This is a genomic window from Bifidobacterium sp. wkB338 (assembly GCF_003688325.1).
In the GTDB taxonomy this organism is placed as follows: Bacteria; Actinomycetota; Actinomycetes; order Actinomycetales; family Bifidobacteriaceae; genus Bombiscardovia; species Bombiscardovia polysaccharolytica.
Window position 1 is genome coordinate 110278 of sequence record NZ_NPOR01000011.1, and the last position, 24022, is coordinate 134299.

Sequence of the window (24022 nt, forward strand, 5' to 3'; positions counted from 1 at the left end):
GTTAATGTGAACGTGCTTATTATGCAACTGCTACATACCATGCATGGCTGCTTGTAATTCAATGTTGACTTGATGCCATGCATTCTTTGCAGTTATTAAGTGAACGTTCACTTAAGAAAGGGAAGGCAATGAAGTCTCTCGACCATATACTGTTCGGCGCTGCGTATTATGACGAATATCAACCCAGCTCGAACCTTGATGCCGACATGCAACTCATGCGTAAAGCCCATATCAATGTGATCCGTGTGGGCGAAGGAAGCTGGTCACACTGGGAACCGGAAGACGGACAATTTTCACTGGATTGGCTGGAGCCAGTTCTCGATAAGGCTGCTGAGAACAATATCCAAGCGATTATCGGGGTGCCGACCTTTGCCATACCTCAATGGATGGTGCGTAAGTATCCAGAGATTGCCTTGAGCGATGACCATGGTCAGAAAGTTCCTTTCGGTTCGCGAGAGGAGCATAGCTATAGCCACCCTGTGTTCCGGTATTACGCAGCCAGGCTTATCGGCAAGATTGTGGATCGCTATGTCGGGCATCCATCCGTCATCGGCTGGCAATTACATAATGAACCTGGCTTACGGCTGAACTATTCTACAGATGCCTTCGAAGGTTTTAAAGATTATCTGCGCAAAGAATACGGTAGCGTGGAACATCTGAATAAGGCATGGGGGTTGACGTATTGGTCTCATGAGTTATCTACTTGGGATGACTTATGGAAGCCCGAAGGCAACTGCCAGCCACAATACGATATTGCCTGGCATCGTTATCAGGCGCTGCTCACCGATGATATGCTCGCCTGGCAAAGTCGCCTGATCCGTCAGCATTGTCGCTCCGATCAATTCATCACGGTGAATATGGCTTTGGGGCGTGAGGCTGTTGATGAGGCCAGGTCTTCCGAGCATTTGGATGTAGCAGGTTCAGATCCGTATTTCCATATGCAAGACGGCTTGCAATTGCCTGAACCGGATATGGCAGAAGATGCTTGGTATCCTTCTGGCCCCTGGACGATTGCCCAGATGGCCGATAGGACGTATTCGCTGAAATCCGCTCCTTTCTTTGTGCTGGAAACGGACGGCGGACCCATCGGCGGCTCCGCAGACAACTTCCCTGGCTATAAGGGGCAATGGCGCCAAGCTGGTTGGCAATTCGTCTCGCGTGGAGCGGATCTCATCGAATACTGGCATTGGCAACAGCTGCATTATGGTACTGAGATGTATTGGGGAGGCATTCTCCCTCATGACCGCAAGCCGGGACGTGTTTATGCGGAGATATCTCAGCTTGGCGGAGAGCTGGCAGCTGCCGGCGATGCAGTGACGGACCTTAAGCCGGATGCTGATGTGGCCATCCTGTATTCAGTCGGGTCACGTTGGGGCCTGACATTCGAACCATACACAGCGATAAATGGTGCAGGAGATGCTCACCGTGCACGCAATGCCGGATCGTATGATCATATGCTTACGGCTTTTTATCGTGGTGCATTCCGCACTGGGCATCAGGTGCGAATGATTCAGGATACGCATCTTATCGATGGCTCTGCTGAAAAACCTGTAGTCGCGCCGACTGCATTCGTCAACCAGTACCCCCTGCTGCTGGTTCCAGGGGCGTATATATGCTCTGATGCCTTGCTCTCCTGGTTGCGTGAATATGTAAAAGCCGGCGGGCATCTGGTCCTGGGACCGCGTACGGCATATGCGGATCAGTACGCACGCGCGCGTATGGAAACCAAACCGTCAATGCTTGATGATCTTGCTGGCGCGGACTATCAGGAATTTTCCAATATCAAATCCCCTATATCAGTTAAGGGAACGGACTCATTTAAATTGCGTCCTGGATCTGCTGCCACTGAGTGGATTGATTGTCTACAGAGCAAGGGAGCGGAAATTCTGGCTACAAGCGACCACCCCCACTTCTCACAATTTCCCCTGATCACCAGCCATGTTGCCGGTCAGGGAAGAGTAACGATGATCGGCACGGTCCCCAACGAGGCTCTGGCTGCTTCGTTGTTCGACTATCTGCTTCCAGACGATCCGTGGTTGGCTGGTCAGACGACAATATCGCACTCCTCGGCAGTCAATCGATATGGCCGACGGCTGCATTTCCTCTTCAACTGGAGCTGGCAGACGCACAGGATCACCGTGCCTGTTTCATGTACATTGCTGGGCAAGAATGAGCCTTTGAGCAGTGTTGAGCTGGGCCCCTGGGACGTGGTTCTACTACAGGAGACGCATGTCCTTGCCGACAATCCTATGGATTCAGGAAGGTGAGGATGATATGGATTCCGCAAGGTCAATGAACAGTGCGCAAGGGAAGACTGCGGAGACGGATAATGAACCCTCTGCTGCCTGGATGACTCCCCGTGATGATCAACAGCATCGCGTTCCTGTGCGCACGGGTGTGGCGCTCGCACTAGGTGTCCTGCTTTGGTTGGGGCCGTATCTCGGCCTGGTAGGTGTTCTGGTTCCTCAGCAAGTGGCGCGAATAGATCCTGCCAATAAAACGGGCGATATCGCATTGATGTCGACGGTGGCCATGATCGTATCCACTATCGCCAACATCGTGGAAGGCGGCCTGTCGGATCGGACACGTTCTCGATGGGGTCGCCGGACGCCATGGATCGTCGCCGGATCAGTTGGGACCTTTGTCTGTGTGCTGTTCTGGGGCCAATGCTCTGCCGTGTGGCAAGTGGTCCTATCGGATTCGGTATATATGATTTTCCTGAATATGATTGTGGCGCCGTTGATTGCGGTTATTGCCGATCGGACTGCGCCGAAGTACCGTGGAACGATATCTTCCGTCTACGCACTCGGCAATTCGGCCGGACAATACGGTGGGCAGATGTTGGCCTCTTTCTTCCTTCCTATGCCTAAGACCGGATTTTTGGTTTTGGCAGTCATGTCTTTATTGTCGGGTCCTGTGGCTGCTCTGATACTGCGCGAAGGTTCGACTAAAAACATGCCTGTTTCTCCGGTAACGTGGAAGACGTTCTCCGATAATTTTGTATTCCCGACCCATCATGTGCGGGACTATTATCTGGCCTTGTTCGGTAAGCTCAGCATACAAACCGCTTCATTCGCGATTTCTGGATATCAGCTTTACATATTGACCGACTACGTAATGCTCAAAGGCAACGCTCTGCAGGCATATGTCTCGGCTATTTCCATGATCATGATGGTGACCGCAATCGTCATGTGCATCGGCGCCGGTCCTGTTTCTGACAAATTGCATATACGGAAAGTGCCGGTCATCATCGCAGGTCTGCTGATAGCGGTTGGGTCGTTTCTGCCTGCTTTGACCAATCGTCCCTTCATTATGCTGGCATACGCCGTGGTTGTGGGCATTGGCATGGGAATGTTCAATTCCGTGGATCAGGCGCTGAATATAGAAGTGCTGCCTGATCAGCGGACAGCAGCCAAGGATCTTGGTATTCTCAACATTGCCAATAACGGAGGTCAGGTGCTGGGACCCATTTTCTCTGCCGCGATCATCAAGATTGTCGGTTATAGCGGGGTCTTCCCACTGGCGGCTGTTCTGGCGGCCGTCGGTGCCTGCCTGATTTTCTTTATTCGCAAGGTCAAATAATGAGGCAAATGATGAGCTGATCAGCATATCGGCACATGGTCCCAACAAACCATCGTGCCTCATCAACTTATCTTGAAGAATGAAGTGGGTCAGGACGAGATGGTCCTGACCCATTATTAGTGATCGGATAATCTGCAATCTGCACGTGGTGTACAGATGTATATATCAGAGTATGCTCAGCAGCTCGTGGTTTCTGCTGTCCCTTGCGAATACCGGCAGAGTATCCAGCGGGGCTTCTGCGGTGATCCTCTGACCCCCGTCGTACATTGCTCCGTCGCGAAGATCCTGCCACTGCGTAGTCGCGTCCCCGGGTAGGTAGACCTGTCGAGATCTGGCCCCTTCCTCTACCACGGGGGCTACCAGCAGATCAGGTCCGAGCATATATTCGTCGGCGATATCGGAGGCAGCATCGTCATGGGGGAATTCGTAGAACAACCCCCTGATAAGCGGCTGCCCATCCTCGTGCGCCTGAGTAAACAGTTCACGCAAATAAGGGCGAAGACGTTCTCGGATCTTGATGAACTTGACATAGATGTCTTCGACAGACTTGCCGTAACTCCATGGTTCGTTGCTCGCCCCGGACGGTAATCGCCGCTCGCCTTGCGCTGTAGTGATGGCGGTCTTGGTGGTTCCATCGGGGTGATGCTGGCTACGGTCACCATGATTGCGCATGACGGGCGAGAAGCAGGAGAATTGCGCCCACCGCAACAGCAGTTCACGGAAGGTGGGATCGTCGATATCACCATCGTGGAAGCCTCCCAGATCGGTGGTGAACCAAGGAATGCCGGCCATGCCCATATGGATGGCACAAGTGATTTGTGCTCTGAACGCTTCGAAGGTGGATGCAACATCGCCCGACCATACAAGAGCCCCATATTGCTGGGATCCGGCCCATGCGCATCTGGTGAGGTTAACGATCTGTCCCTGGCGCCCGTAGGCCAGTTGTCCCTCGTAGAATCCCTTGTTGTATTCCCGCGGATACAAATTGGCCGTTTGCTGTGCAGGTCCAGCCCAGTAGCGGTAATTGCCGAAATCGTAAGTACCATACTCCGGTTCGGCTTCATCCAGCCAGAAGGCATCGACACCGACATCGGCATAGTGCTCACGGCATTTCTCCCATACATATTGGCGGGCTCGAGGGTTGGTGGCGTCGTAGAACTGGCTGGGTCCCTCGAACATCATGCCGATGTCTTCGCCGTGGTCTGCTCGTACCAGCAGATTCTTGGCTTTCATCTCTGGATAGTTTTCAGAAGTCAGTGCTATCTGCGGCCAGACTGACACCATGAGTCGAATTCCCATCTTGTGCAATTCGTTGCTCATGCTGACGGGATCTGGCCAGAATTCGTCTTCGAATCTGAAATCACCCATGTGAGGCCAATGGAAGAAGTCGATGACAATGAGGTCCAGAGGGATGTTGCGCTTTTTGAATTCTCTGGCGACCTCCAGCAATTGATCCTGGTTCCAATAGCGAAGCTTGCTCTGCCAAAAGCCAAGACCCCATTCAGGCATCTGAGGAGCATGGCCGGTAGCGTCTGCGTAATGGGCCATAATTGAGCGATAATCGGCACCGGCTGTAACCCAATAATCAATCTGTCGAGTGCTTTCCGCCGACCATTGAGTCTTATTTTTTCCAAAACTGACGGAACCAACGGCTGGGTTGTTCCATAGGAATCCGTATCCACTACTGGAGACGACAAAAGGTATGGAGATTTGTGAGTTCCTATGGGCCAGTTCGAGAGTGCAGCCTTTCAGATTCATGATGTTCTGTTGATATTCGCCCATACCATACAGGCGTTCGTTTTCCGGAGGGACGAATGTTACCTTGACCTGGTGGTCGCCTCCCACGATGGGAGTGAAAGAACGCGCTCTTAAATTCAGGGAGCCGCCATCGCTCATCTCGCTGAAGAGCAGCTTGCCGTCGGTGCGCCAAAAGCTGAGCAGGCACTTGTCGGTATAGCCGTTGCCTGTGTCAATGCCGCCCGAAGCCTGCGCCTTGACCATTAAAGATCCGTTGATTATGGTGGCCTGGCCCTGTTGGTCATCGATGCTTATGTGCACCGCATCGGTAGGCTCGTGGTGGTCGCGTAAAAGCGCCCAGTCCGGGTCTTCAGGTTCATGCATCTGCGAGGATCGGACGCGTATCGAATCTGTTCCCCAGGGCTCGATGCGAAGGTATTCACCGTCGCTTGTCCACTTCAGGGCTTGGCCGTCGATAGTAAATGTTGAATGTTGCATTGATTCGGTACCCTTCCAACTGGTTGATTCACCTTTGAGATCAGTCCTTTATCGCACCTGCTGCAACTCCCGCAATGACATATTCCCGTGCGACCATCAGCAGTATTGCGGTTGGCGCCGAAGCCAGAACAGCTGCAGCCATCAATGGTCTCCATTCCGGATTCTGTACCCTATAAAATTATAAAGGCCCATCGTGAGGGACGCGCTCCAAGAGGCTGAGATGGGGCCAAGACGGCAGACCTTGATGATAGGTACTGCAGCCGGAGAACCTGGGGACGTTCAGCTTGAGTCAGAGCATGGCCAGGGACGGTAACAGCCTTCCGACCGTACTTGCGCCTGGACCGCTCAGTCGATCAGGCCCTCCAGCTGGCGGCGGTTGATCAGGGAGGGGATGACGCCTTCGTGGGCGACGCTGAAGCCGGCGGCCAGATTAGCAATGTGGGCGGCTTTGTCCAGGGGGCATCCGCTGCATAGATAGGAGGCCAGGGCGCTGATGAAGGCATCGCTGGCGCCGGTGTCGTCAATTGCTCGGGTCTCGTGGGCCGGGAAGTCCTTGTGTCCGCTGGCGGTGACCAAGGTGCAACCGCGCTCGCCCAGGGTGATGATGACCTTGCCCACCCCGCCGTCGATGAACTGTTTCGCCTTGTCCGCCACGGATCCTGGTCCGGGTATCAGGGTGTTCAACTCGTTCAGATTCGGGATCAGGATGTCGATTGAAGTCAGCAGGTCTTCAGGCAGGTGGTCGCAGGATGACGGTTTGACGATGGTGGCGGCCTGGTGGTGCTTGGCTGTTCTGCATGCCTCGGCGACGGTATCCATGGGAATTTCTGTTTGGATCAGGCAGTAGCCGGCGTTCCGGAAGATCTGATCGCGCTCGGTGATGTCGTCCGGGGTCAGAGACTCGTTGGCGCCTGCCACCAGGGAAATCATCGACTCGCCCTTGCTGTCGACGAAGATGTAGGCTTTGCCCGTGTCCGCGCCGGTGACTCTGCGCACACCGGTGGCATCCACATGGGCTTGCCTCATGGTTTTGTAGATGTAGTCTGCGGCTGGATCACTGCCGACATTGCCGATCAGGGAGACCTGATGCTGCAGCCTGGCCACGCCTACAGCCTGGTTGGTGGCCTTGCCGCCCGGTGTGGAGGCAAAGTTTCTGGTCGTGGTGGTCATGCCCGCCTTGGGCAGGTTGGGGGCGGTCAGGTAGGTGTCCACGTTGATACTGCCGACCACCACGATCTTCTTGCATTGCTGGTCCGGGGGCCGGCCGACAGTCTGCTCGCCGTCCAAGGCGAAGACGTGCTCGAAAGCCTCGCTTGGCTGGGATTCATGTTCGATGGTGTGGATGATCCGTCGGCACAAGTAGGCACCGAAGTCGGCATTGCGCATGACGTAGGACGATATCTCCGGGCTGCCAGGGTAGCGCAGGTGCACGTTGGTGTCGTTCATCAGGGAGACCAGGGAGAGATCCTGGGGCAGGCGGTAATGCATGGATTCAGCGAACTGGAGGAATTCCAGGGCATGGTGATAGTGGGATGCCACGATTCCGGTGACCTGCCGGTTCTCCAGGACTTGGGTCAGGTCCTCGCCGATGGTTTCCAGGACCATGTCAGTGTGGTATTGGATGTTGTGGTCGAACAAGCAGCGACGATAACCGTGCAGGAAGCTCTGGGTCCGTCTGCCCGGTGAGAGCAGACAGGCGATGCTGGTGTGGTGGCGCTTGATCAGCTCTTCAGTAAGACTGTATGCAGCCTCCTCATAGGGCATGAGCGCGGTCCGGTCGTCTCCCAGGGGTCCAATGGTCAATTCGGGAATCCCTTGTGCTTCGATCTTGCCTTTCAAGGCCAGGCTTGTGCGGTCGATCGGCTCCCAGACCATGCCATCCACTCGATGTTCCAGAGCTGCCAGGATGTTGCGTTCCTCCTGGTCGTGATTGCCGTAGCTGTTGAAAACCAGGGTGCCGTACCCCGACTTTTGTGCCTGCTGGATGATCCCATCCAAGGTGGAGTCCATGGAGATGGATGAGCTCAGCAGGACTCCGATTCTCCAGGTGGTGGTGTTGGGTTTGGAGGATCCGTAGGGCGTGTAGTGGTACTTCCTGACCAGTTCAAGGACCCTGTCGCGCGTGGCGGCTGTGATGCTCGCGTCCCTGTGATTCACGACCTTGGAGACCGTCGATGTGGATACGCCGGCAAGCTGAGCAATGTCCTTGATGTTCATGGGGTTTCCTGTCCTCCTCATCTTTGACGCTCCGGCGAACGGCTCTGTCGACCTGTTGGATCTAGCGAATCAAGCTTACCTGAGAGATCGTCATCGGAGGTTTCGCATTTGACACCCCATCCGGCTGTTGATAGTCTCGGTCAATGAAAGTTGTTTACTAAAGTGGTTTCTCAAAGCGGTGATGCGGATCTGGCTGTGAGCGACGGCCATCTGCAGAAATCGACATTCAAGGACCAAAGGCGGTACGGATTATGAGCGCGCGATCGTTATGGAGAGGAATCACTGCGCAGTTTTCGACAAAATCCTTGGTGCTGATACCCATCGCAGTGGGCATCAACCTCATCGGCGGGACTCTGAGCTCTACCCTCAAGCTGCCGCTTTTCCTGGACATGATCGGCACCACGGTCATCGCCTGTCTGTCCGGTCCCTGGGTGGCTGCCCTGTGTGGACTGCTGACCAACGTCTTCCTCGCCTTGGTGGCGAATCCGGTCTATCTGCCCTACGCGCTCTCCAGCGTTCTGTGTGGCTTGGTGATCGGATACATGGTCAAGGCTGGACTCTTCAAACGGATATGGGGAGTCGTCCTGGTCTGGCTGGTCTGCGCCCTGGTCAACACGGTCACCGCCTCTCTGATCACCGTGCTCGTCTACGGAGGCGCCACCGGGGTCAATGGCACCTCGGTCCTCACAGCTGCACTGGTGGTGGCTGTGAAGAACATCGTTATCTCTGTGCTCTCCTCCTCCATGCTGGAGAATTTGATTGACAAGGGCATCACCGTCCTGATTGCTTACGTCATTGTGCGTCGAATCCCCAAGCGTTTCCTGAGCCAGTATGCTCTGGACGGTAGCGAGGACCAGGCGGATCTGGACGATTTAGACGACCTGGATGAGGACGAAGACGAGAATGGGTACGAAGCGGCTGGAGCGTCCAGTCAAGAGAGTTCATCGCAGCCGGTGAAGGTCGACATCGGGGCAGAAGCTGATCGGGGCTCGTTGCCAGGTACCCCCGCGGATTTGGACTGTGATCGTACCCAAAGGTCTGAACGCTGATGCCTGGCCCTGAATCAAACGGGATTCCCGATTCTCCATTGGCTCGCATGCATCCCATGGCCAAGATCGTCGGCGTGTGCTCATTGGGCTTGGCGACCTTGGTTTGGCCGGACTTTACCTTGGGTCTGGGAATCATCGTCATGCTCTTTATCGCAGCGGCTCTGGCCCGGGTGCTCCGGCCCTTCTCGGGCGTGATGCTGGGGTTCGGCATTCCCGTTACGCTCATGCTGCTGTTCATCCAGGGGTGCTACAGCCCGAGGAATACCAGGATCATTCTTGACTTGGGCTTCGCTCAACTGGGCCTCGAAGGCAGCCTCTATGCGGCCAAAATCGTAGTGACACTTCTGGTCTTCCTGGGGTCCTTTTACCTGACCAATAAAACTACCTACATGGGTCGCCTGGTTGCTGCTCTGACACAGATCGGCGTGCCTTCGAAGATCGGCTACCTGATTCTGGCCAGCCTGAATGTGGTCCCGCAGATGCAGCGCAGGATTGCGATTATCGAGCAGTCTCAGCATGCACGTGGCTTGGAGACTGGCGGCGGTTTGATTTCCCGGGCGCGGGCCTTCCTGCCCCTGCTCGGACCGGTGGTCCTTTCCTCCCTGACGGATTCGCAGGAGCGCGGAATGACCCTGGAGACCCGCGGCTTCGGCATCCGGGGAGTGCGGCAGACCAGCTACCTTGAGGTGGTCTGGCGGCGCAGTGACACCGTCATGACCATCCTGTTCACCGTTTTTCTGGTGCTGGCCCTGGTGCTCGCCTGCCTCTCGCATGCAGGACTGATCACCTTGGCCATCCAGTGGGGAGGTCGGGCATGACCAAGGTCATACAAGTGGAGGACTTCTCCTTCAGATACCGCGATGCCGATCGGACCACCTTGAAGCGGGTGAGTTTCAGCGTCGAACAGGGCAGCTTCTTCTGCATCGTCGGAGCCAACGGGTCGGGCAAATCGACCCTGTGCAACGCCTTAGTCGGTCTGATTCCACACTATTTCGTAGGCAAATCCAAGGGAAGCGTCAGAATTAAGGACAGGGATGTAGCCAGTTCGACCATTGCCGATCTGTCCAGACACGTGGGCCTGGTCTTTCAGAACCCCTTCAATCAGCTCTCTTATACGGCGGGGACCGTGGCCGAGGAACTCGCTTTCGGATTGGGCAATCATGGGGTTTCACGTGAAACCATGCATGCCAAGGTGGCTCGGGTGGCTGCTCTTATGCATATCGAGGATCTGCTCGACAAGAACCCCCTGGAGCTTTCCGGCGGCCAGGTGCAGCGGGTGGCCCTCGGCTCGACCTTGATCATGGAACCGGACATCCTGGTTCTGGACGAATGCACGGCTCAGCTGGATCCGCTTGGCAGCGAGGAGATCTTCGACATTGTCAAGCGACTCAACCAGGAGGGGATCACCGTAGTCATGGTCGATCACGATATGGAGCGGGTCGCCCGATGCGCTGACCAGGTCATGGTCATGGGAGCAGGCCGGGTTCGTGCCCTGGGCACTCCCGAGGAGGTTTTCGCCGATCTCGAGACCATGAAGTGGGGGATTGACATACCGGATTATGTCAAGCTCGGCAGAGGTTTGCAGGATGCAGGATTTGATCTATCGGATCTGCCCGTACGCGAGGACCAGGCGGTACGCATGATTCGGGAGGCGCTGCGATGAAGATCGACCTGGAGCATCTGGAGTACGTCTACCCGCATGGCCATCGTGCCTTGGACGGAGTGAATCTGACCCTCGAAGGTGACCGACCCGTGGCGCTGATCGGTCAGAACGGCGCCGGCAAGACCACCCTGGCCAAGCATCTGAACGGCATCCTTAGGCCTACCAGTGGCCGGATCTTGATTGACGGCGTCGATCTGGCAACGGCGAACACGGCCCAGTGGGCCCGGAAGGTGGGGTACGTCTTTCAGAATCCCGACGATCAGCTCTTTCTGGACAGTGTGCGCAAGGAATTCGAGTTTGGTCCCCGGCAGCTTGGGTTCGATCAGGATCTGATAGGGCGACGCATGGAGCAGGTGGCTGGGTTAGTGGGTCTGGCGGACCGGTTGGATGATCATCCTTTTGACCTGAGCCCTACCGAGAAGAAGTTCTGCGCCATCGGATCCGTCCTCATGATGGATACGGGTGCCGTGGTCTTTGATGAGCCCACATGCGGGCAGGACAAGGCTGGCAATGATCGGCTGGCTGCCATCATCGCCCGTCTGCGGGACCAAGGCAAGCTGTGCATCACGATTTCCCACGACATGAAGTTTGTCACCCGCAACTTCCCCAGGGTTGTGCTCATGCAGCATGGCCGGGTCCTGCTGGATGGCAGCCGCGAGGAGGTCTTCGCCCGGGAGGATGTGCTCAAGCAGGCCTACGTGACACCTCCGCCCATCACCCGAGTGGCACGGCAGGTCGGGTTGGATGGCCCGGTCTTCACCGTTTCAGGCTTTGTCGATGCAGCCCGGCGGGCCAAAGAAGGGGCAGGAATTTGAGTTTGGACACGACAAGAGCAAAAGGAGTGAAGCAATGACCAGACCATTGATCATCGACACGGACCCTGGCATCGATGATGCTGCGGCCATTACGATGCTGGTCGACGAGCCCAGCTTCGACATCAGGCTGATAGCCTCGGTGTCCGGCAATGTGGGCATCGGCCACACCACCAACAATGCCCTGAAGCTGCTGACCTTCCTGGGCAGGCACATCCCCGTGGCCCGTGGCGCTGCGGCCCCGCTCATGCGTGACAACAGGTTTGCCACCGAGGCCCACGGCAAGTCGGGGATGGGGTCATTCGTCTTTCCCGAGCCGGACACCAGCCTGCTGACCGAGAACAATGCGGTCCTGGAGGAGCGGCGGGTGCTGCTGGAGAGCGATGAGCCAGTCACCATCCTGACCCTGGGCCCTCTGACCAACATCGCCCTGCTGCTGGCCACCTTCCCGGAGGTCAAGGACCACATCGACCGGATCGTCATGATGGGAGGCTCCACCGGACGCGGCAACATCGGGGTCTATGGCGAGTTCAACATCTCCGTCGATCCTGAGGCTGCCAAGATGGTCTTCCGCAGCGGGCTGCCTGTAACCATGGTTGGCCTGGACATCGGTCGCAAGGCCCATCTGGTCGCAGGCGACCTGGACGATTTGGACGCAACCGGCGAAGTGGGCGGCATGGTCGCCTCCCTCTTCCGGTCCTACGACGGCGGACACATCGAAGAGGGGATCAAGATGTACGACCCTTCCGCCGCCATGGTCCTGCTCCAGCCCGACCTGTTCACCATGCGTCAGTCCTTTGTGGATGTCGAGATCTCCAGCCCGCTCACCCTGGGCGCCACGGTGGTCGATTACGACGGCATCCTGGGCGGCAAAGCCAACGCCAGCGTCTGCGTGGACGTGGATGTGGACGGGTTCCGCTCCGCCTTTGTCGACAGGGTCGGCCGGGTCCGTCGCCAGTAGCTTCCGCATTGAGAAGAACCGAAAGGAAACTAAGGAAAAAATGAGTGAGTCAACTGTCTCCGAGGAGCAGAAGAACGGCATACCCGTTCCCGAGGAGGGGACTCCCGAGTTCACGAAAATGAACAAGATGGCCCGCGTGGCCATCCCGGTGGTCCTGATCATCTTCACCCTGGGCGTGCTCCAGCAGCAGGCCTTCGGCATGATCTACGTGAACATCGGCAAGCAGCTCAACCAGGCCAATCTGGCGCCGCTGATCACCTCCCTGCCCGGCATCATCCTGGGAATCGTCTGCGTCATCTACGGATCCCTGGGCGATTTCGTCTCCCTGAAGAAGATGATGATTCTGGGCACGATCGTCTTCGTGCTGGGGTCGATTCTGGGCTGCTTCGGCACTTTCAGCATCTGGATCGTCATCGCCGCCCGTGTGGTGCAGTCTGCCGGTTGGCAGGTTTCCGGCTCCATCTTCCTGGTTCTGGTCTCCAAGTATGTGGAGAAGAAGAAGCGCGTGCTCTGGTACGGTGTCTTCGTCGCGGTCTTCCGCTTCGCCGCCGCCCTGGGAGTCTTCCTGGCCGGCTACATGACCCTGCTTGACTGGCGCTGGCTCTTCGGCGTGGGCATCCTGGCCGTCTTCTTCATTCCCGTTTTGGCCAAGAACCTGCCCGACCAGCATGCAGCTGGCGTCAAGATCGATGGCATCGGCTTCACGCTAATTGGACTGTTCGCCGCTTCAGTGACCATGTTCTTCACCGACATCAACTGGGGCTGGGGCATCGCCTGCATCGTGACCCTCGTTGCATTCGTGGTGTACATCAACAAGGCCAGCAACCCCTTCATCACTCCGAAGATGCTGACCAACCCGGCATTTGCCATGACCATGACCGTCATCTTCGTCGGCTACTTCTTCAGCTACACCCTGAACGCCGGCGTCAACGCCATTGGTCTGAACGTGTACGGCATCGACTCCTCCAAGGTCTCCAACCTGCTGGTCTGGTCCATCATCCTGGCTGGCATCATGGGATTCGCAGCCGGGCCGATCATCCAGAAGATCGGGCGCAAGGCTTCGGTCATCCTGGCTCTGGCCTGCATGGGCGGCGGCCTGATCGCCATCGCCTTCCTGATTCCCGCCGGTAAGATCTGGGCACTGGCTGTAGCGCCCTGCATCTACTACTTCGGCACATCCTTCTTCTACCAGCCCATCGTTGACACCGCGACCCTGACCGTTGCTCCTGAGGAGTCCGGGCGTGTGCTCGGTTTCAACGACCTATTGCAGGCCATCACCGGCTCCGTCGGCGTCGCCCTCTTCGGTCAGCTCATGGCCAACGGATCCATGGGTTCGGGCAGCCTGGCCGGCACAGCGCAGGGCCTGGCTTCGACCTACGCCAATGTCTTCATGATCGGTGGCGTGATCATCCTGCTGGGCTTGGTGCTCTTCATCTGCTCCATGAAGATGATCTACAGCCACTCCCGCGTGGCTGAGGACGAGGACTGATCTTCCGAGCTGCTGATTGAGAGAACCGGGTCTGGGATTTATTCCTGGGCCCGGTTCTTCTCTTGGGCATGATGGGCATATCTTCCGCAACACCGTTGGCGGGTGGACAGCCTTCGGTCTAGAAATGTCCGAATTATGGATGCTGGTTGGGCGGTTGCATCCTGGTGCTCTAGCATCGTGGCCATGGAGAAAACGACGTCACTGCAGCCTTGGCTGCCCAAGGGTGTCTTCTTCTATGTCGATGCCCGATGGCGTTGATGTTTTAGCCGGTTCTTCTTCTAATTCCTATATTTGCCTCTTTACCTCTGTGTTTGAGGTTGCTCTTTTATTATCTGCGGACATGCTGCCATAGGAAACTCATATCCATGGCGCGCTGAAACGGCATCAGGTGAGGTATCGCTGCCGCTCCAAACCGCAGTATTCGACTTAGGAAGTGCCCTAATGACTATCAACGTAACCATGGAATCTAGCCGGTTCTCCAGTGACCTCGATGCCCTGGCCATCTACAGGCGGCTGTGTACCAGGTATCGGGAGGATCAGCTCTTCCTTCTGGAGTCTCTGAGTGGGCCCGATAAGGACCGGAATCGTTCGGCAATTGGGTTCGAGCCGATGCTGACTCTGAGCGTGACGGACCATGTCATGACCATCGATCCTTTGGGCAATGCTCAGCTGACAGGAATCCTGGAGACATTTGGTCGTATCGAGCAGGGGGTGGTCCACCATCCGGTCCCCGACATCAAGGAGGTCTTTGCAGTGCTGAGGGGGCTGGAATCCTCCTTCGTCATCAGCGGTGACCACGAAGGCCCTTTCGGGATGGGCTGGTTCGGCTACTTCGGGTATGACACCATCTTCATGATTGAGGATTTGGAGGAGCATATACCAAGGGACGCGGCTTTGCCGGTCATCTCGTTGACACTTTATCAGGGAATCATCACCTTGGATCTGAAGGCCGGCGGCCACTGCGCTACTTTAATTCATGTCGAAGAGGACACTGCCGGGTGTGGCATTCCAGGGGGCGGGGAGAATTTGCGAGAGCGCGGATCTTCTGCACAGCCTGGTCCACAGATTCAGAATATTGCAACCGGAAGCGAGGAGACCAGGCATGGATCCGCGCTGTTAGAAGATTTGCTGGAGTTGCTGCAATCCGACGCAACGCCGGCGCAAACTTCTGAGTCGGATGCTACTCGTACCGGCATTCAGGGTGGCATTGGGCCGGACTATCCATACGAGGCCCATGACACAATCGATCGGGATCGTTTTTATCAATGGTTTGCCAAGGGCAAGGAGCACATAGCCCAGGGTGATGTCTATCAGCTCCAGCTCGGGCATGAGATCGAGGTGGATTCCCGCATTCCGCCCTTCCAGGTCTACCAGCGACTGCGTCTGCAGGACCCGTCCCCCTATATGTACTATTTCGTGACTCTCCAAGGGGTGCATGTCATCGGTGCCAGTCCTGAGCTTTTCATTGGGCTGACCCCTGATGGCGATATAACCCTGCGGCCCATCGCCGGGACGGTCGGCAACCCCGGAGATGAGGAGGCCCGCCAGTCGGCCATCAGGCAGCTGACCGGCGACCCCAAGGAGCGGGCCGAGCACCTGATGCTGGTGGATTTGGGTCGCAACGATGTAGCCAGGTGCTGCACACCCGAATCCTTGGAGGTGGACCGGCTGATGACCACCGAGGTCTACTCCCACGTCATTCACATGGTTTCGGATGTGATCGGCCGGATCCGGCCTGGCCTGGACAAGTACGACGTCTTCTCGGCAGCCTTCCCCGCCGGTACCATGACAGGAACCCCCAAGGTACGTGCCGTGGAAATCGTTGAGGAGACCGAGGTCAGTTCGCGCGGGGTGTACGCCGGGGCAGTGGGTTTCCTCGGATTCGACGGTATGGTTCTGACTGCACTGTGCATACGGACGGCCTCCTACCATTCCGGCAGCTACCACTTGCGCGCATCGGCCGGGATCGTTGAGGACTCCCAGCCTGAGAGCGAGTGGCAGGAGACCATGAAGAAGATGAGTTCGGCCTACCTGGCCATCACCGGAAAGGAGCTGGCCCATGAAAGTCTTGCTGGTTGATGCCTTTGACAGTTTCGTCTATGTGGTCAAGAACTACGTGGACCTGCTGGGCGTCGATACGACCATTGTCCGGGTGAACCGCCTTGCGCAGGTGGATCCGTTCGCCTTCGACGCGGTCATTCTGGGCCCCGGACCGGGCCGCCCGGAGGACTGCGGCTACCTGGAGTTTCTTGATCAGGTGGCAGGAAGGAAGCCGGTCTTCGGCATCTGCCTGGGCATGCAGGCCATCGCGGTACATGCCGGAGCTCAGGTGGTCAGGGCCTCCAGTCGTCAACATGGCAAGGTGAGCGGGATAAGAAACGACGGGAAGGGCTGCTTCAAGGGCCTGCCCGATACTTTCGACGTGACCAGATACCACTCTCTGGTTGCTGACGAGGCCTCGGTCAGTCGGGTTGCCGATCTGGAGATCAGCGCGCGCTCGCTTCTGGATGGTTATGTGATGGGTCTGAGGCGGAACCGGTCGCTCATGGAGGGTGTCCAGTTCCACCCCGAGAGCATCGGCAGCCAGTATGGTCACCAGGTGATTGCCAATTTCTTCCAGGAGTACTGCGGTTCATCAGACGGGGACTGACTCATCAGGCCAGGCCGGGTTCCTTTCCGTATAATCCGCCGTGTAACAAGCAGGACTGTGGTTTCTCTTCATCTGTCCTGCAAGATGCTGTGGCGAGGTTCAGCTCGGAAACCCATGGCCTTATACTCACATAGTCGGAAGGGTTCGTGTGATCACTCTCTGATTCGTAGGTCAAGAAAGACTGGAGTGGGTTGTCCGCGCATGGCAGGTCGCCCGCTCACGGGATCGGACGGTCAGGACATCTCGCTGCGGCCCTGACGCCAATATCCCATGAAAGAGACGTTGCTCCGGTCCATCCCTCGGTCTCTGACCAGCATGCGCCTCAGCTCGCGGACGGTGGCTGCCTCTCCGGCGATCCAGGCGTACAGGTCGTCGGCACGAATGGAGGCATCGGCTTGGGCGGCATCGGCAGTCTCCCAGAGCAGTTCTTTGTCGATATCAATCTCTGAGAATTCCTTGGAAGATTCAGCGGCTGCGGCCGTAGGCGAATGGATCGGCAGGTCCTCCAACAGGTTACGCATGGCTTCGATGAGGGCGCGCCCATGTCCGGATTCGTCGCAGGTCGTCCAGATGACGCGGATTCCTTCGAGTTCGGGCAGTGGAAGACGATCCTCTTCGATAGGTACTTCAATCAATGCCACCCCGTCGCCCTGCCAGTGGTCACGAATCAGGCTGTCCATTATGGCGGCGATGGCCGGTACCGCCGTTTCGTCGCCCACCAGGAGGAGATGTCTGGATTGGCCTGGGTGAAAATCCATCCCCGCGACCGGTCCCCCGGCCTGTGCATTGGGGCCGATGATGATGGCCTGGTCGCCAGGTTTTGCAGCCTCTGCAAAGGCTCCAGCAGGTCCGGCATGATCGTGGATGACGAAATCCACATCGATTTGCTCGCTCTCGGGCCTGACCTTGCGAACCGTATAGGTGCGCATGGGATTGCGACTCTCTGCGGGCAGGGTCCTCCACTTTTGGTACCAGGCGAGCGGATCCTCAGGGGTCGCCTCAAAGAAGGAAGGGGGCGGCACGGATCCGTCGGGAAGGGGTAAAAGGATTTTGATTCGCTCATCGTACCCGGCGTCTGCAAAAATCTTCAGATCCGGTCCCTGGAAGACGATTCGCTTGAAATGGGGCGAGAGCGTTTCTGCTCTGGCTACGGAGACACGGAAGGGGATCAAGGGTACAGGATGATTGTTGGCTTGGCGTTCCACGGCTGGCTCTCTTTCGGTTGAGGTTTATAGGTCGATTTTGGTGTCGGGTTGTCGTCGTTCAGGTTGTGACAGTTTGTGACTTTGTGGCTTGAGACTTGGCGGTTCGGGATGTCGGGGTAAGTGATGTGGAGGGCGGGACGAGAGGTTTTACATCATCGGATTGTCTGGTGTCGTCCTGCCGAGTCATCCCAGTGTACGTGTACATTACAAGCCCCGCCAGAGTGAGCTTCGAGGCTATGGAGGGGCGCTGGTGTCATCAGCGGGGTGCCGGTGGATTCATCCTTCACCACGGTGGATGCGATGTCGAATACTTCCGTGACCAGGCTCTCGGTCATGACCTCGTCAGGAGCGCCCAAAGCGACCCTCCTGCCATCCTTGATGGCCAGGATCCAATCCGAATATCTGGCGGCCATGTTCAGGTCGTGGAGAACCATGACCACCGTGACGCCCTCCTGCCTGTTCAGGGTGCTAAGCAGATCAAGTACCTCAAGCTGGTAGGCGATGTCCAGGTAAGTGGTCGGCTCGTCAAGAAGGAGTATGTCGGTCTGCTGAGCCAGGGTCAGAGCAATCCAGGCGCGCTGGCGTTGGCCTCCGGACAGGCGGTCGATTGGGCACCCCGCCATATCGGCCAGTCCGGTCAGGGCGAGGGCTCGTTCCACTGCCTTTTCATCCTTGGTGGTCCACCGTTCGACGAAGTGGTGGTGGGGATATCGGCCGCGAGCAACTAGGTCGGCGATGGTGATGCCGGCGGGGGCTGACGGGTTCTGCGGCAGCAGCCCCAGAATCGTCGCCACCTTGCGGGTGGGCATGCTGGTGATGGGTTCTCCGTCCAGCGTGACGGCCCCCGACGCCGGTTTCAGAATCCTGGCCATGGCCTTGAGAAAGGTCGACTTCCCGCACCCGTTGGGTCCGATGATGGATCCCATCGTGTGTGGAGGTATATCAAGACTCAGGTCCTCGATGACCGTACGTCCGCCATAGGTGAGGCGAAGGTGCGAGGCGGCCAGCCGATGCTCGTTGCTCCAGGAGTCGTGTGCCGGGGGTGACATCATGATGTTCAGAGCTCCTGTCTGCGGGTCATGAGGACCATGATCGCGATGAGGACGGGTCCGCCCACAATGCTGGTGATGATGCCGACCGGCACCTGGGCCGAGGGCAGATGTTGGGCGACGATGTCCGAACCCAGAACCAGGCAACCTCCTACCAGGCCTGACTGGATAAGGGCTGATGCTCCCCGGCCGACCAGGACCGTGGCGATGGGGCCGGAGAGGAACGAAACGAAGGAGATGGGACCGGTAGTCGCTGTTGCGACGGACAGGAGCAGCACGCCTACGATAATCACCTGAAACTGAACACGGCTTACCCTGACGCCCAGTCCTGCGGCCATCTCCGGTCCCAGCTGTAGGGTGCTGATATTCCTGTCGAGTGCCAACAGGAGCGTGGCGCCGAGCAGTGCTGTTGTTGCCAGTATCGGCAGATCGGTCCACTGGGCATCGGCCAGGCTGCCCGTCAGCCATCTGGTCGCAGCCTGGATGTTCCATTGGTCGCTACGAATCATCAGCCAGGAGCCCAGTGCGTTGAACCCTGCGGCTACTCCTATTCCGATCAGTATCAGCCGGGTCGGGTCAAACGAACCGCGCCAGGCCAGGGCCATGACCAGGAGGGCTGTCAGGAGACCACCCATGACCGCCAGGCAGGCCAGAGGCATGCCCGACAGACCCAATACGACAATGCCGAAGATGGCAGCAGTGTTGGCTCCGGCAGTAATGCCGATGATGTCCGGGCTGGCCATCATGTTGCGCAGGAGATGCTGGAAACCAATTCCGGCCATGCCGAATGCGATGCCGGCGACACAGCCAATTAGTGTCCGGGGCATGCGCAGTTGGAGAATCACGAACCTGGTGCCTTCGTCTGACTGCCCCCAAACCACTCCAAGCAGGTCGCTCATGGAGTAGACGCGATGTCCTAGGGCCAGATCGGCCAGTGCGAGAGCGACCAGGAGTATCACAAGTAGGACGGTAACTGTCAGCGAACGAATGGCATGGGCCCGTCGTATCCGCTGCAGTTTGGTCATCGTGTCGGATTTAGCCGAATCATAAAGGAGACAAGCATCCATGCCTATACCTCCGCGGTTCTTCTGCGTCCGGCCAGAATCACGAATACGGGAGCTCCGATCAGCGCTGTGACGATGCCGACTTCCACATCGGATGGACGGGTGATTATCCTGCCTACCACGTCAGCTCCAACTACCAAGATGGGACCGATAAGGATGCTCAGGGCCATGATTCGCCTGTAGTCGGGTCCTATGAGCAGTCGTGCCACATGGGGAACCACCAGCCCGACGAAGCCGATCGGACCTGCTAGTGCCGTGCATGAGGCGCAGAGGAGTATCGCCGCAAGCCAGGCCATGCTGCGGACACGCCCGACGTGCATGCCCAGCCCCTCGGCCATCTGATCACCCAGGGTCAAAGCGTTGATTCCGGGCGTCAGGCAGAAGGCGAGTATCAGTCCAAGAGCGAGAAGAGGTAGGACCGGCATCATGAGGTCGAACCGGGCGCCCGAGATTCCGCCCACCTGCCAGAAGCGATAAGAGCTGATGACATTGACGCGCGGCAGGAGGATAGCGGAGGTAAGGGATTCCAGTACCGAACTGATCACGACACCGGCCAGGGTCAGCCGCAGGGGCGATGGGCCGGATGGGCCCAGGGATCCTATGGCCCAGACGACCAGTGCGGCCGTCGCACTGCCCAGCAATCCCACCCAGACATACTGAGCTGGTGTTGAAAGGGAGAAGAAGGCTATGGAGCAGACGATTGCAAGAGCTGCCCCCGTGTTGAAGCCTAGAATCGACGGGTCCGCCAGCGGGTTGCGGGATATGCCCTGCATCAGGGTCCCGGCCACCCCGAGCCCGGCACCGACCAGGATACCGAGGACGGTGCGGGGGATTCTCAGGCGGATGGCCGAGACCGCAATGTCATCCGAGGAGGCGGACAGGGCGTGGAGGATGTCGGAAGGGCTGACGGAACGGGAGCCGAATACCAGGGATAGGGCGCAGACTATGACCAGACAAACCGCCAGGATCAGCCCGGACAAAACCATGGGTCCGGTTCTCTTGCGATGCATGACGGCCTGTCGAGTATCAGGGCGCGGTGTCATTTCTGACCGCATATCGGCGCTCCCTCTTCCTTTTCCATCCCTTCCCTGCGGGGCCGAATCAGACCTTGGCGGCAGCCTCGCCCAGAAGCCCTGCGTAGGTGTCGGTCGTCTTCCGGATGGACAGGGCCGAGGGGTCAAGGGCGTTGGCCATCTCGCTGTCGTTGTCGATGACCACAACGGATCCGCGCTCAACTGCGGGAATCTTGGAAAGGAGGGGGTCCTTGCGCATCGCTTCAAGTAGGTCCGGGGTGCCGTAGGTGACGATGATGTCGACGTCCTTGTACCTGTCGGCATGCTCGGAGGAGATCTCCTTGTAGAAGTCCTTGGTGCTCTTGGAGTCCTCCTTGATGGATTCCGGAGTCTCCAGGCCCAGGTCGTTCAGGAATTGAGGCCGGGCGTCGGAGGTGGTGTAGACGCTGAACTTGGAGAGCTTGGCGGCATCGAAGTACATGACCGCCCCGGTCTTCCCCTTGATGGCTGAGTGGGCCTCTCCGGCCTTTGCGATGCGCTCCTCCAGGTCGGCTATTAGCTTCTTGCCCTTTTCGGGTTCTCCGATGGCCTGGGCCGTGGCGGTGATGACCTTGCGCCAGGGGTCGCCCCAGGCAACCTTCTGATAGGCGATGGTGGGCGCAATCTTGCTCAAGGTGTCGTACTGCTTCTTGGTCATGCCGGAGAGCAGTCCGATGATCAGATCGGGTTTGGATGCGGCGATGGCCTCGACATCGATGCCGTCTGATTCGTCATGCAGCTTGGGCATATCCGCCTTGTCCACATGCATGTCATCCAGGGCTTCTTTGGTCCAGGTCAGGTATCCGCCATCCACGGTCTTGCCGAAGGCATTCTTCTGGATGCTGACCGGCACGACCCCCAAGGCGATGAGGTTGTCGGGAGTGGCCCATCCGACGGTGGCGATGCGCTTGGGCTTGGAGGGTATGGAGGTGGTGCCGTAGACGTGGTCGATCTTGATGGGGAAGGAGCCTTGCTCCTCCGAGGCTTTTGGCTGGCCGGATTGGCCTGCCTGCGAGCCCGACCCGCAGGCTCCCAGGAAGAACAGGGCGCTTGCCAGCACCAGGATGGTTGCGATAGTGCGCTTGAATCGAGTGAGGGAAAGGAGTGGTCGAATGTGCATGTGGTTCCTTTGATCGTGCTGTCGAATTGGCATGGTGCACCAGAGCCAGACACCAGATGTAGCATCGGCACGATGGGAAGAAAAGAGTTGATTTCCTTGATTGCATGTGTTAAACGGAGCATATGCCGACCATAGTGTCCTTGCGATCAAGGGCATGAATAACTTGATGAGCTCGGGCCTTCTTGCCACTGCGTAAACCATCCTCAACCACTAAGGCTTTGAATGAGGTTAGGCCTACCATGTTGGACGTGGATCACGGGACTTACTCCCCTTCGTCGCCTCTTCGTCATGACCATGCTGGTAATAATGGAGTATCCGCTAGCCTCGGGGTGAGGAAGCCCGGGGGAGAGACCTGGAAGGATGGTAGGCCACTATGGTTGGTATGCGCGATGTCGCCCGGGCCGCGGGGGTTTCGATCAGCACAGTCTCCCTGGTGGTCAACGGTACCGGCTACGTTTCGGACGAAATGAAGGCCAGGGTCCATTCGGCCATGGAGGACCTTGACTACATACCCAACGAGCTGGCCAGGAACCTCTACCGCAACCGGACAGACATCATCGGGGTCATTGTGCCCACGATCCGCCACCCCTTCTTCGCTACACTCACGGCCAGCCTGCAACGGGTCCTTTACCAGCACGGTTTTCGCACCATCCTCTGTTCCACAGTCGATGTGAACCAGGATGTGGATCAGTACGTCGACATGCTCCGCAGACATATGATGGACGGAATCATCATGGGGGCCCACACCACTTATCCTGCCTCCTACTGGACCTCCATCGGGCGCCCATTGGTGGCCTTTGACCGCTACCTGGGACCCGGCATCCCTGTCGTCGCCTCCGACCACGAGGGTGGGGGGCGCTCCGTGGCTGATATCCTACTCAGTTCCAAAGCCCGTCACGTGGTTATGATCGGCGGCCCACGCGAGCAGTTCCATGACATGCCTCGGGCTGGTTCCAAACGGGGAAGGTCGGCGAAAAGCCTTGCAGACCCTATTCAACGGGGGGGCGGAGGCCTGGACACTACCTTCCCCACGGTTCGTTACTACCTGACGTTGGAACACGCGCTGGACCAGGCCGAGGTCCGATACGAGTACGTAGAGGCGGGGGCTGTCGAGAGTCTGGAGGGCTATGCCAGGGCGGTCAACCATGTGCTCGACTCCTATGACGACGTCGATGCCGTGGTTAGTTCGGATATTGGGGCGGCGTATTGCGTCCAAGAGGCCATACGGCGGGGTATCAGGATTCCGGACGACCTTCAGGTGATCGCCTACGACGGCACCTACCTGGCTGATGCGGCCGGCATGAGGCTGACCGCACTCCAACAGAACTTCGACAGGATAGCCGAACTTCTGGGCCGGCGGATCATTGAGTCCATCGAGGCCGACGAGAAGAGGGACAATGCTCGGAGGTCGGGCAGGCCCTCCGGAGGCGGCAGGACCCAAACCGGTGGCAGCGGTCGCGAGTGCCGGGACAGGGGTGCGTATTCCGCGGCCCGTCGTGGTGGCCAGGGCGGCGTGTCCGACGGGGAGGATCCACATGCAGGTCCGGATTCGGTAGCGGAATCTGCCATGGATGGGAACAGATTCGTGCATACTGTGGCGGATGTGATTCCTCTGCACGTAAGGATCGGCGAGACCACCAAAACCAACTGAATCGGCATTTGGCTGGGCCCCTCCCAGAGATGAGCCTGACCGGATCCAAAGGCTGGCGGTTATGTTCCAGCGTGAGGTCAGGAATCCGTTGCGCCATGTGTGCTTTTCAAATGTATCGAACCGGTTTTATGATACTATCGAACCCGTTCGTCAGACGTGGCGACGACGGGTTCGATATTGCGTTTGGCGTCTCTTTGGGGAGAGCTGTGACGTGCAGGGCTAG

Annotated in this window: 16 protein-coding genes and 2 pseudogenes; 11 read left to right on the forward strand and 7 right to left on the reverse strand. The window is 57.8% G+C overall.

Annotated features, from left to right (window positions below; translation table 11 throughout):
• Positions 1 to 77 precede the first annotated feature (77 nt).
• Both CI603_RS01940 and CI603_RS01945 read left to right on the forward strand, forming a co-directional pair.
• On the forward strand, positions 78 to 2267 hold the full coding sequence (locus tag CI603_RS01940) for a beta-galactosidase (protein ID WP_121912830.1): 2190 nt from the start codon (positions 78 to 80) through the stop codon (positions 2265 to 2267).
• Positions 2230 to 3582: an MFS transporter gene (locus tag CI603_RS01945; RefSeq protein WP_259465450.1), complete on the forward strand. Its 1353-nt coding sequence runs from the start codon at positions 2230 to 2232 to the stop codon at positions 3580 to 3582. The genes CI603_RS01940 and CI603_RS01945 overlap by 38 nt, the downstream gene beginning before the upstream one ends.
• 165 nt (positions 3583 to 3747) lie before the next feature.
• Here CI603_RS01945 and CI603_RS01950 read toward each other — a convergent pair whose 3' ends face one another.
• Positions 3748 to 5817, reverse strand: coding sequence for a TIM-barrel domain-containing protein (locus tag CI603_RS01950; RefSeq protein WP_121912831.1), 2070 nt, complete (start codon positions 5815 to 5817; stop codon positions 3748 to 3750).
• Between the two features lie 345 nt (positions 5818 to 6162).
• Entirely contained in the window at positions 6163 to 8034 is a 1872-nt protein-coding gene (locus CI603_RS01960) for a PfkB family carbohydrate kinase (RefSeq protein ID WP_121912832.1), read from the reverse strand.
• 251 nt (positions 8035 to 8285) lie between these two features.
• Between CI603_RS01960 and CI603_RS01965 the strand changes: the two are divergent.
• From CI603_RS01965 to CI603_RS02000, 8 genes and pseudogenes are all read left to right on the forward strand, one after another.
• Positions 8286 to 8936 (forward strand): annotated as a pseudogene (locus CI603_RS01965) (ECF transporter S component); the annotation flags it as partial.
• A 146-nt stretch (positions 8937 to 9082) separates the two neighbouring features.
• The gene (locus tag CI603_RS01970) at positions 9083 to 9901 is read left to right on the forward strand and encodes an energy-coupling factor transporter transmembrane component T (protein WP_121912834.1); all 819 of its coding nucleotides are present in this window, start codon (positions 9083 to 9085) and stop codon (positions 9899 to 9901) included.
• Positions 9898 to 10746, forward strand: a complete 849-nt coding sequence (locus CI603_RS01975) for an energy-coupling factor ABC transporter ATP-binding protein (protein ID WP_121912835.1) — start codon at positions 9898 to 9900, stop codon at positions 10744 to 10746. The genes CI603_RS01970 and CI603_RS01975 overlap by 4 nt, the downstream gene beginning before the upstream one ends.
• The gene (locus CI603_RS01980; RefSeq protein ID WP_121912836.1) at positions 10743 to 11561 is read left to right on the forward strand and encodes an energy-coupling factor ABC transporter ATP-binding protein; all 819 of its coding nucleotides are present in this window, start codon (positions 10743 to 10745) and stop codon (positions 11559 to 11561) included. Before CI603_RS01975 ends, CI603_RS01980 begins: the two co-directional genes overlap by 4 nt.
• A 34-nt stretch (positions 11562 to 11595) precedes the next feature.
• A complete protein-coding gene (locus CI603_RS01985) occupies positions 11596 to 12519 on the forward strand; it encodes a nucleoside hydrolase (protein WP_121912837.1) in 924 nt (307 codons plus the stop codon).
• A gap of 40 nt (positions 12520 to 12559) precedes the next feature.
• A complete protein-coding gene (locus CI603_RS01990) occupies positions 12560 to 14008 on the forward strand; it encodes an MFS transporter (RefSeq protein ID WP_110425947.1) in 1449 nt (482 codons plus the stop codon).
• Positions 14009 to 14449: 441 nt separating this feature from the next.
• Positions 14450 to 16087, forward strand: coding sequence for an anthranilate synthase component I family protein (locus CI603_RS01995; RefSeq protein WP_121912838.1), 1638 nt, complete (start codon positions 14450 to 14452; stop codon positions 16085 to 16087).
• On the forward strand, positions 16068 to 16658 hold the full coding sequence (locus CI603_RS02000; RefSeq protein WP_121912839.1) for an aminodeoxychorismate/anthranilate synthase component II: 591 nt from the start codon (positions 16068 to 16070) through the stop codon (positions 16656 to 16658). Before CI603_RS01995 ends, CI603_RS02000 begins: the two co-directional genes overlap by 20 nt.
• 233 nt (positions 16659 to 16891) lie before the next feature.
• Here CI603_RS02000 and CI603_RS02005 read toward each other — a convergent pair whose 3' ends face one another.
• From CI603_RS02005 to CI603_RS02025, 5 genes are all read right to left on the reverse strand, one after another.
• Positions 16892 to 17863 (reverse strand): siderophore-interacting protein, encoded by a 972-nt coding sequence (locus tag CI603_RS02005; RefSeq protein WP_220702247.1) that lies wholly within the window; start codon positions 17861 to 17863, stop codon positions 16892 to 16894.
• A 152-nt stretch (positions 17864 to 18015) separates the two neighbouring features.
• Complete coding sequence (locus CI603_RS02010) at positions 18016 to 18915, reverse strand: ABC transporter ATP-binding protein (protein WP_121912840.1); 900 nt, start codon at positions 18913 to 18915, stop codon at positions 18016 to 18018.
• Between the two features lie 5 nt (positions 18916 to 18920).
• Positions 18921 to 19979, reverse strand: a complete 1059-nt coding sequence (locus tag CI603_RS02015; RefSeq protein ID WP_121912841.1) for an iron chelate uptake ABC transporter family permease subunit — start codon at positions 19977 to 19979, stop codon at positions 18921 to 18923.
• A 2-nt stretch (positions 19980 to 19981) separates the two neighbouring features.
• Positions 19982 to 21031: an iron ABC transporter permease gene (locus tag CI603_RS02020; protein ID WP_121912842.1), complete on the reverse strand. Its 1050-nt coding sequence runs from the start codon at positions 21029 to 21031 to the stop codon at positions 19982 to 19984.
• Positions 21032 to 21077: 46 nt separating this feature from the next.
• The gene (locus CI603_RS02025; protein WP_183122204.1) at positions 21078 to 22148 is read right to left on the reverse strand and encodes an iron-siderophore ABC transporter substrate-binding protein; all 1071 of its coding nucleotides are present in this window, start codon (positions 22146 to 22148) and stop codon (positions 21078 to 21080) included.
• Between the two features lie 373 nt (positions 22149 to 22521).
• Between CI603_RS02025 and CI603_RS02030 the strand changes: the two are divergent.
• Positions 22522 to 23565, forward strand: a pseudogene (locus CI603_RS02030) (LacI family DNA-binding transcriptional regulator); the annotation flags it as partial.
• Positions 23566 to 24022 lie beyond the last annotated feature (457 nt).

What these genes read in the sequence shown, in the direction of transcription:
- CI603_RS01940 (WP_121912830.1), top strand. Translation starts at nt 78, where the DNA reads ATGCATTCTTTGCAGTTATTAAGTGAACGTTCACTTAAGAAAGGGAAG.
- CI603_RS01945 (WP_259465450.1), top strand. Translation starts at nt 2,230, where the DNA reads ATGTCCTTGCCGACAATCCTATGGATTCAGGAAGGTGAGGATGATATG.
- CI603_RS01950 (WP_121912831.1), bottom strand. Translation starts at nt 5,817, where the DNA reads ATGCAACATTCAACATTTACTATCGACGGCCAAGCCCTGAAGTGGACA.
- CI603_RS01960 (WP_121912832.1), bottom strand. Translation starts at nt 8,034, where the DNA reads ATGAACATCAAGGACATTGCTCAGCTTGCCGGCGTATCCACATCGACG.
- CI603_RS01970 (WP_121912834.1), top strand. Translation starts at nt 9,083, where the DNA reads ATGCCTGGCCCTGAATCAAACGGGATTCCCGATTCTCCATTGGCTCGC.
- CI603_RS01975 (WP_121912835.1), top strand. Translation starts at nt 9,898, where the DNA reads ATGACCAAGGTCATACAAGTGGAGGACTTCTCCTTCAGATACCGCGAT.
- CI603_RS01980 (WP_121912836.1), top strand. Translation starts at nt 10,743, where the DNA reads ATGAAGATCGACCTGGAGCATCTGGAGTACGTCTACCCGCATGGCCAT.
- CI603_RS01985 (WP_121912837.1), top strand. Translation starts at nt 11,596, where the DNA reads ATGACCAGACCATTGATCATCGACACGGACCCTGGCATCGATGATGCT.
- CI603_RS01990 (WP_110425947.1), top strand. Translation starts at nt 12,560, where the DNA reads ATGAGTGAGTCAACTGTCTCCGAGGAGCAGAAGAACGGCATACCCGTT.
- CI603_RS01995 (WP_121912838.1), top strand. Translation starts at nt 14,450, where the DNA reads ATGACTATCAACGTAACCATGGAATCTAGCCGGTTCTCCAGTGACCTC.
- CI603_RS02000 (WP_121912839.1), top strand. Translation starts at nt 16,068, where the DNA reads ATGAAAGTCTTGCTGGTTGATGCCTTTGACAGTTTCGTCTATGTGGTC.
- CI603_RS02010 (WP_121912840.1), bottom strand. Translation starts at nt 18,915, where the DNA reads ATGATGTCACCCCCGGCACACGACTCCTGGAGCAACGAGCATCGGCTG.
- CI603_RS02015 (WP_121912841.1), bottom strand. Translation starts at nt 19,979, where the DNA reads ATGGATGCTTGTCTCCTTTATGATTCGGCTAAATCCGACACGATGACC.
- CI603_RS02020 (WP_121912842.1), bottom strand. Translation starts at nt 21,031, where the DNA reads ATGCGGTCAGAAATGACACCGCGCCCTGATACTCGACAGGCCGTCATG.
- CI603_RS02025 (WP_183122204.1), bottom strand. Translation starts at nt 22,148, where the DNA reads ATGCACATTCGACCACTCCTTTCCCTCACTCGATTCAAGCGCACTATC.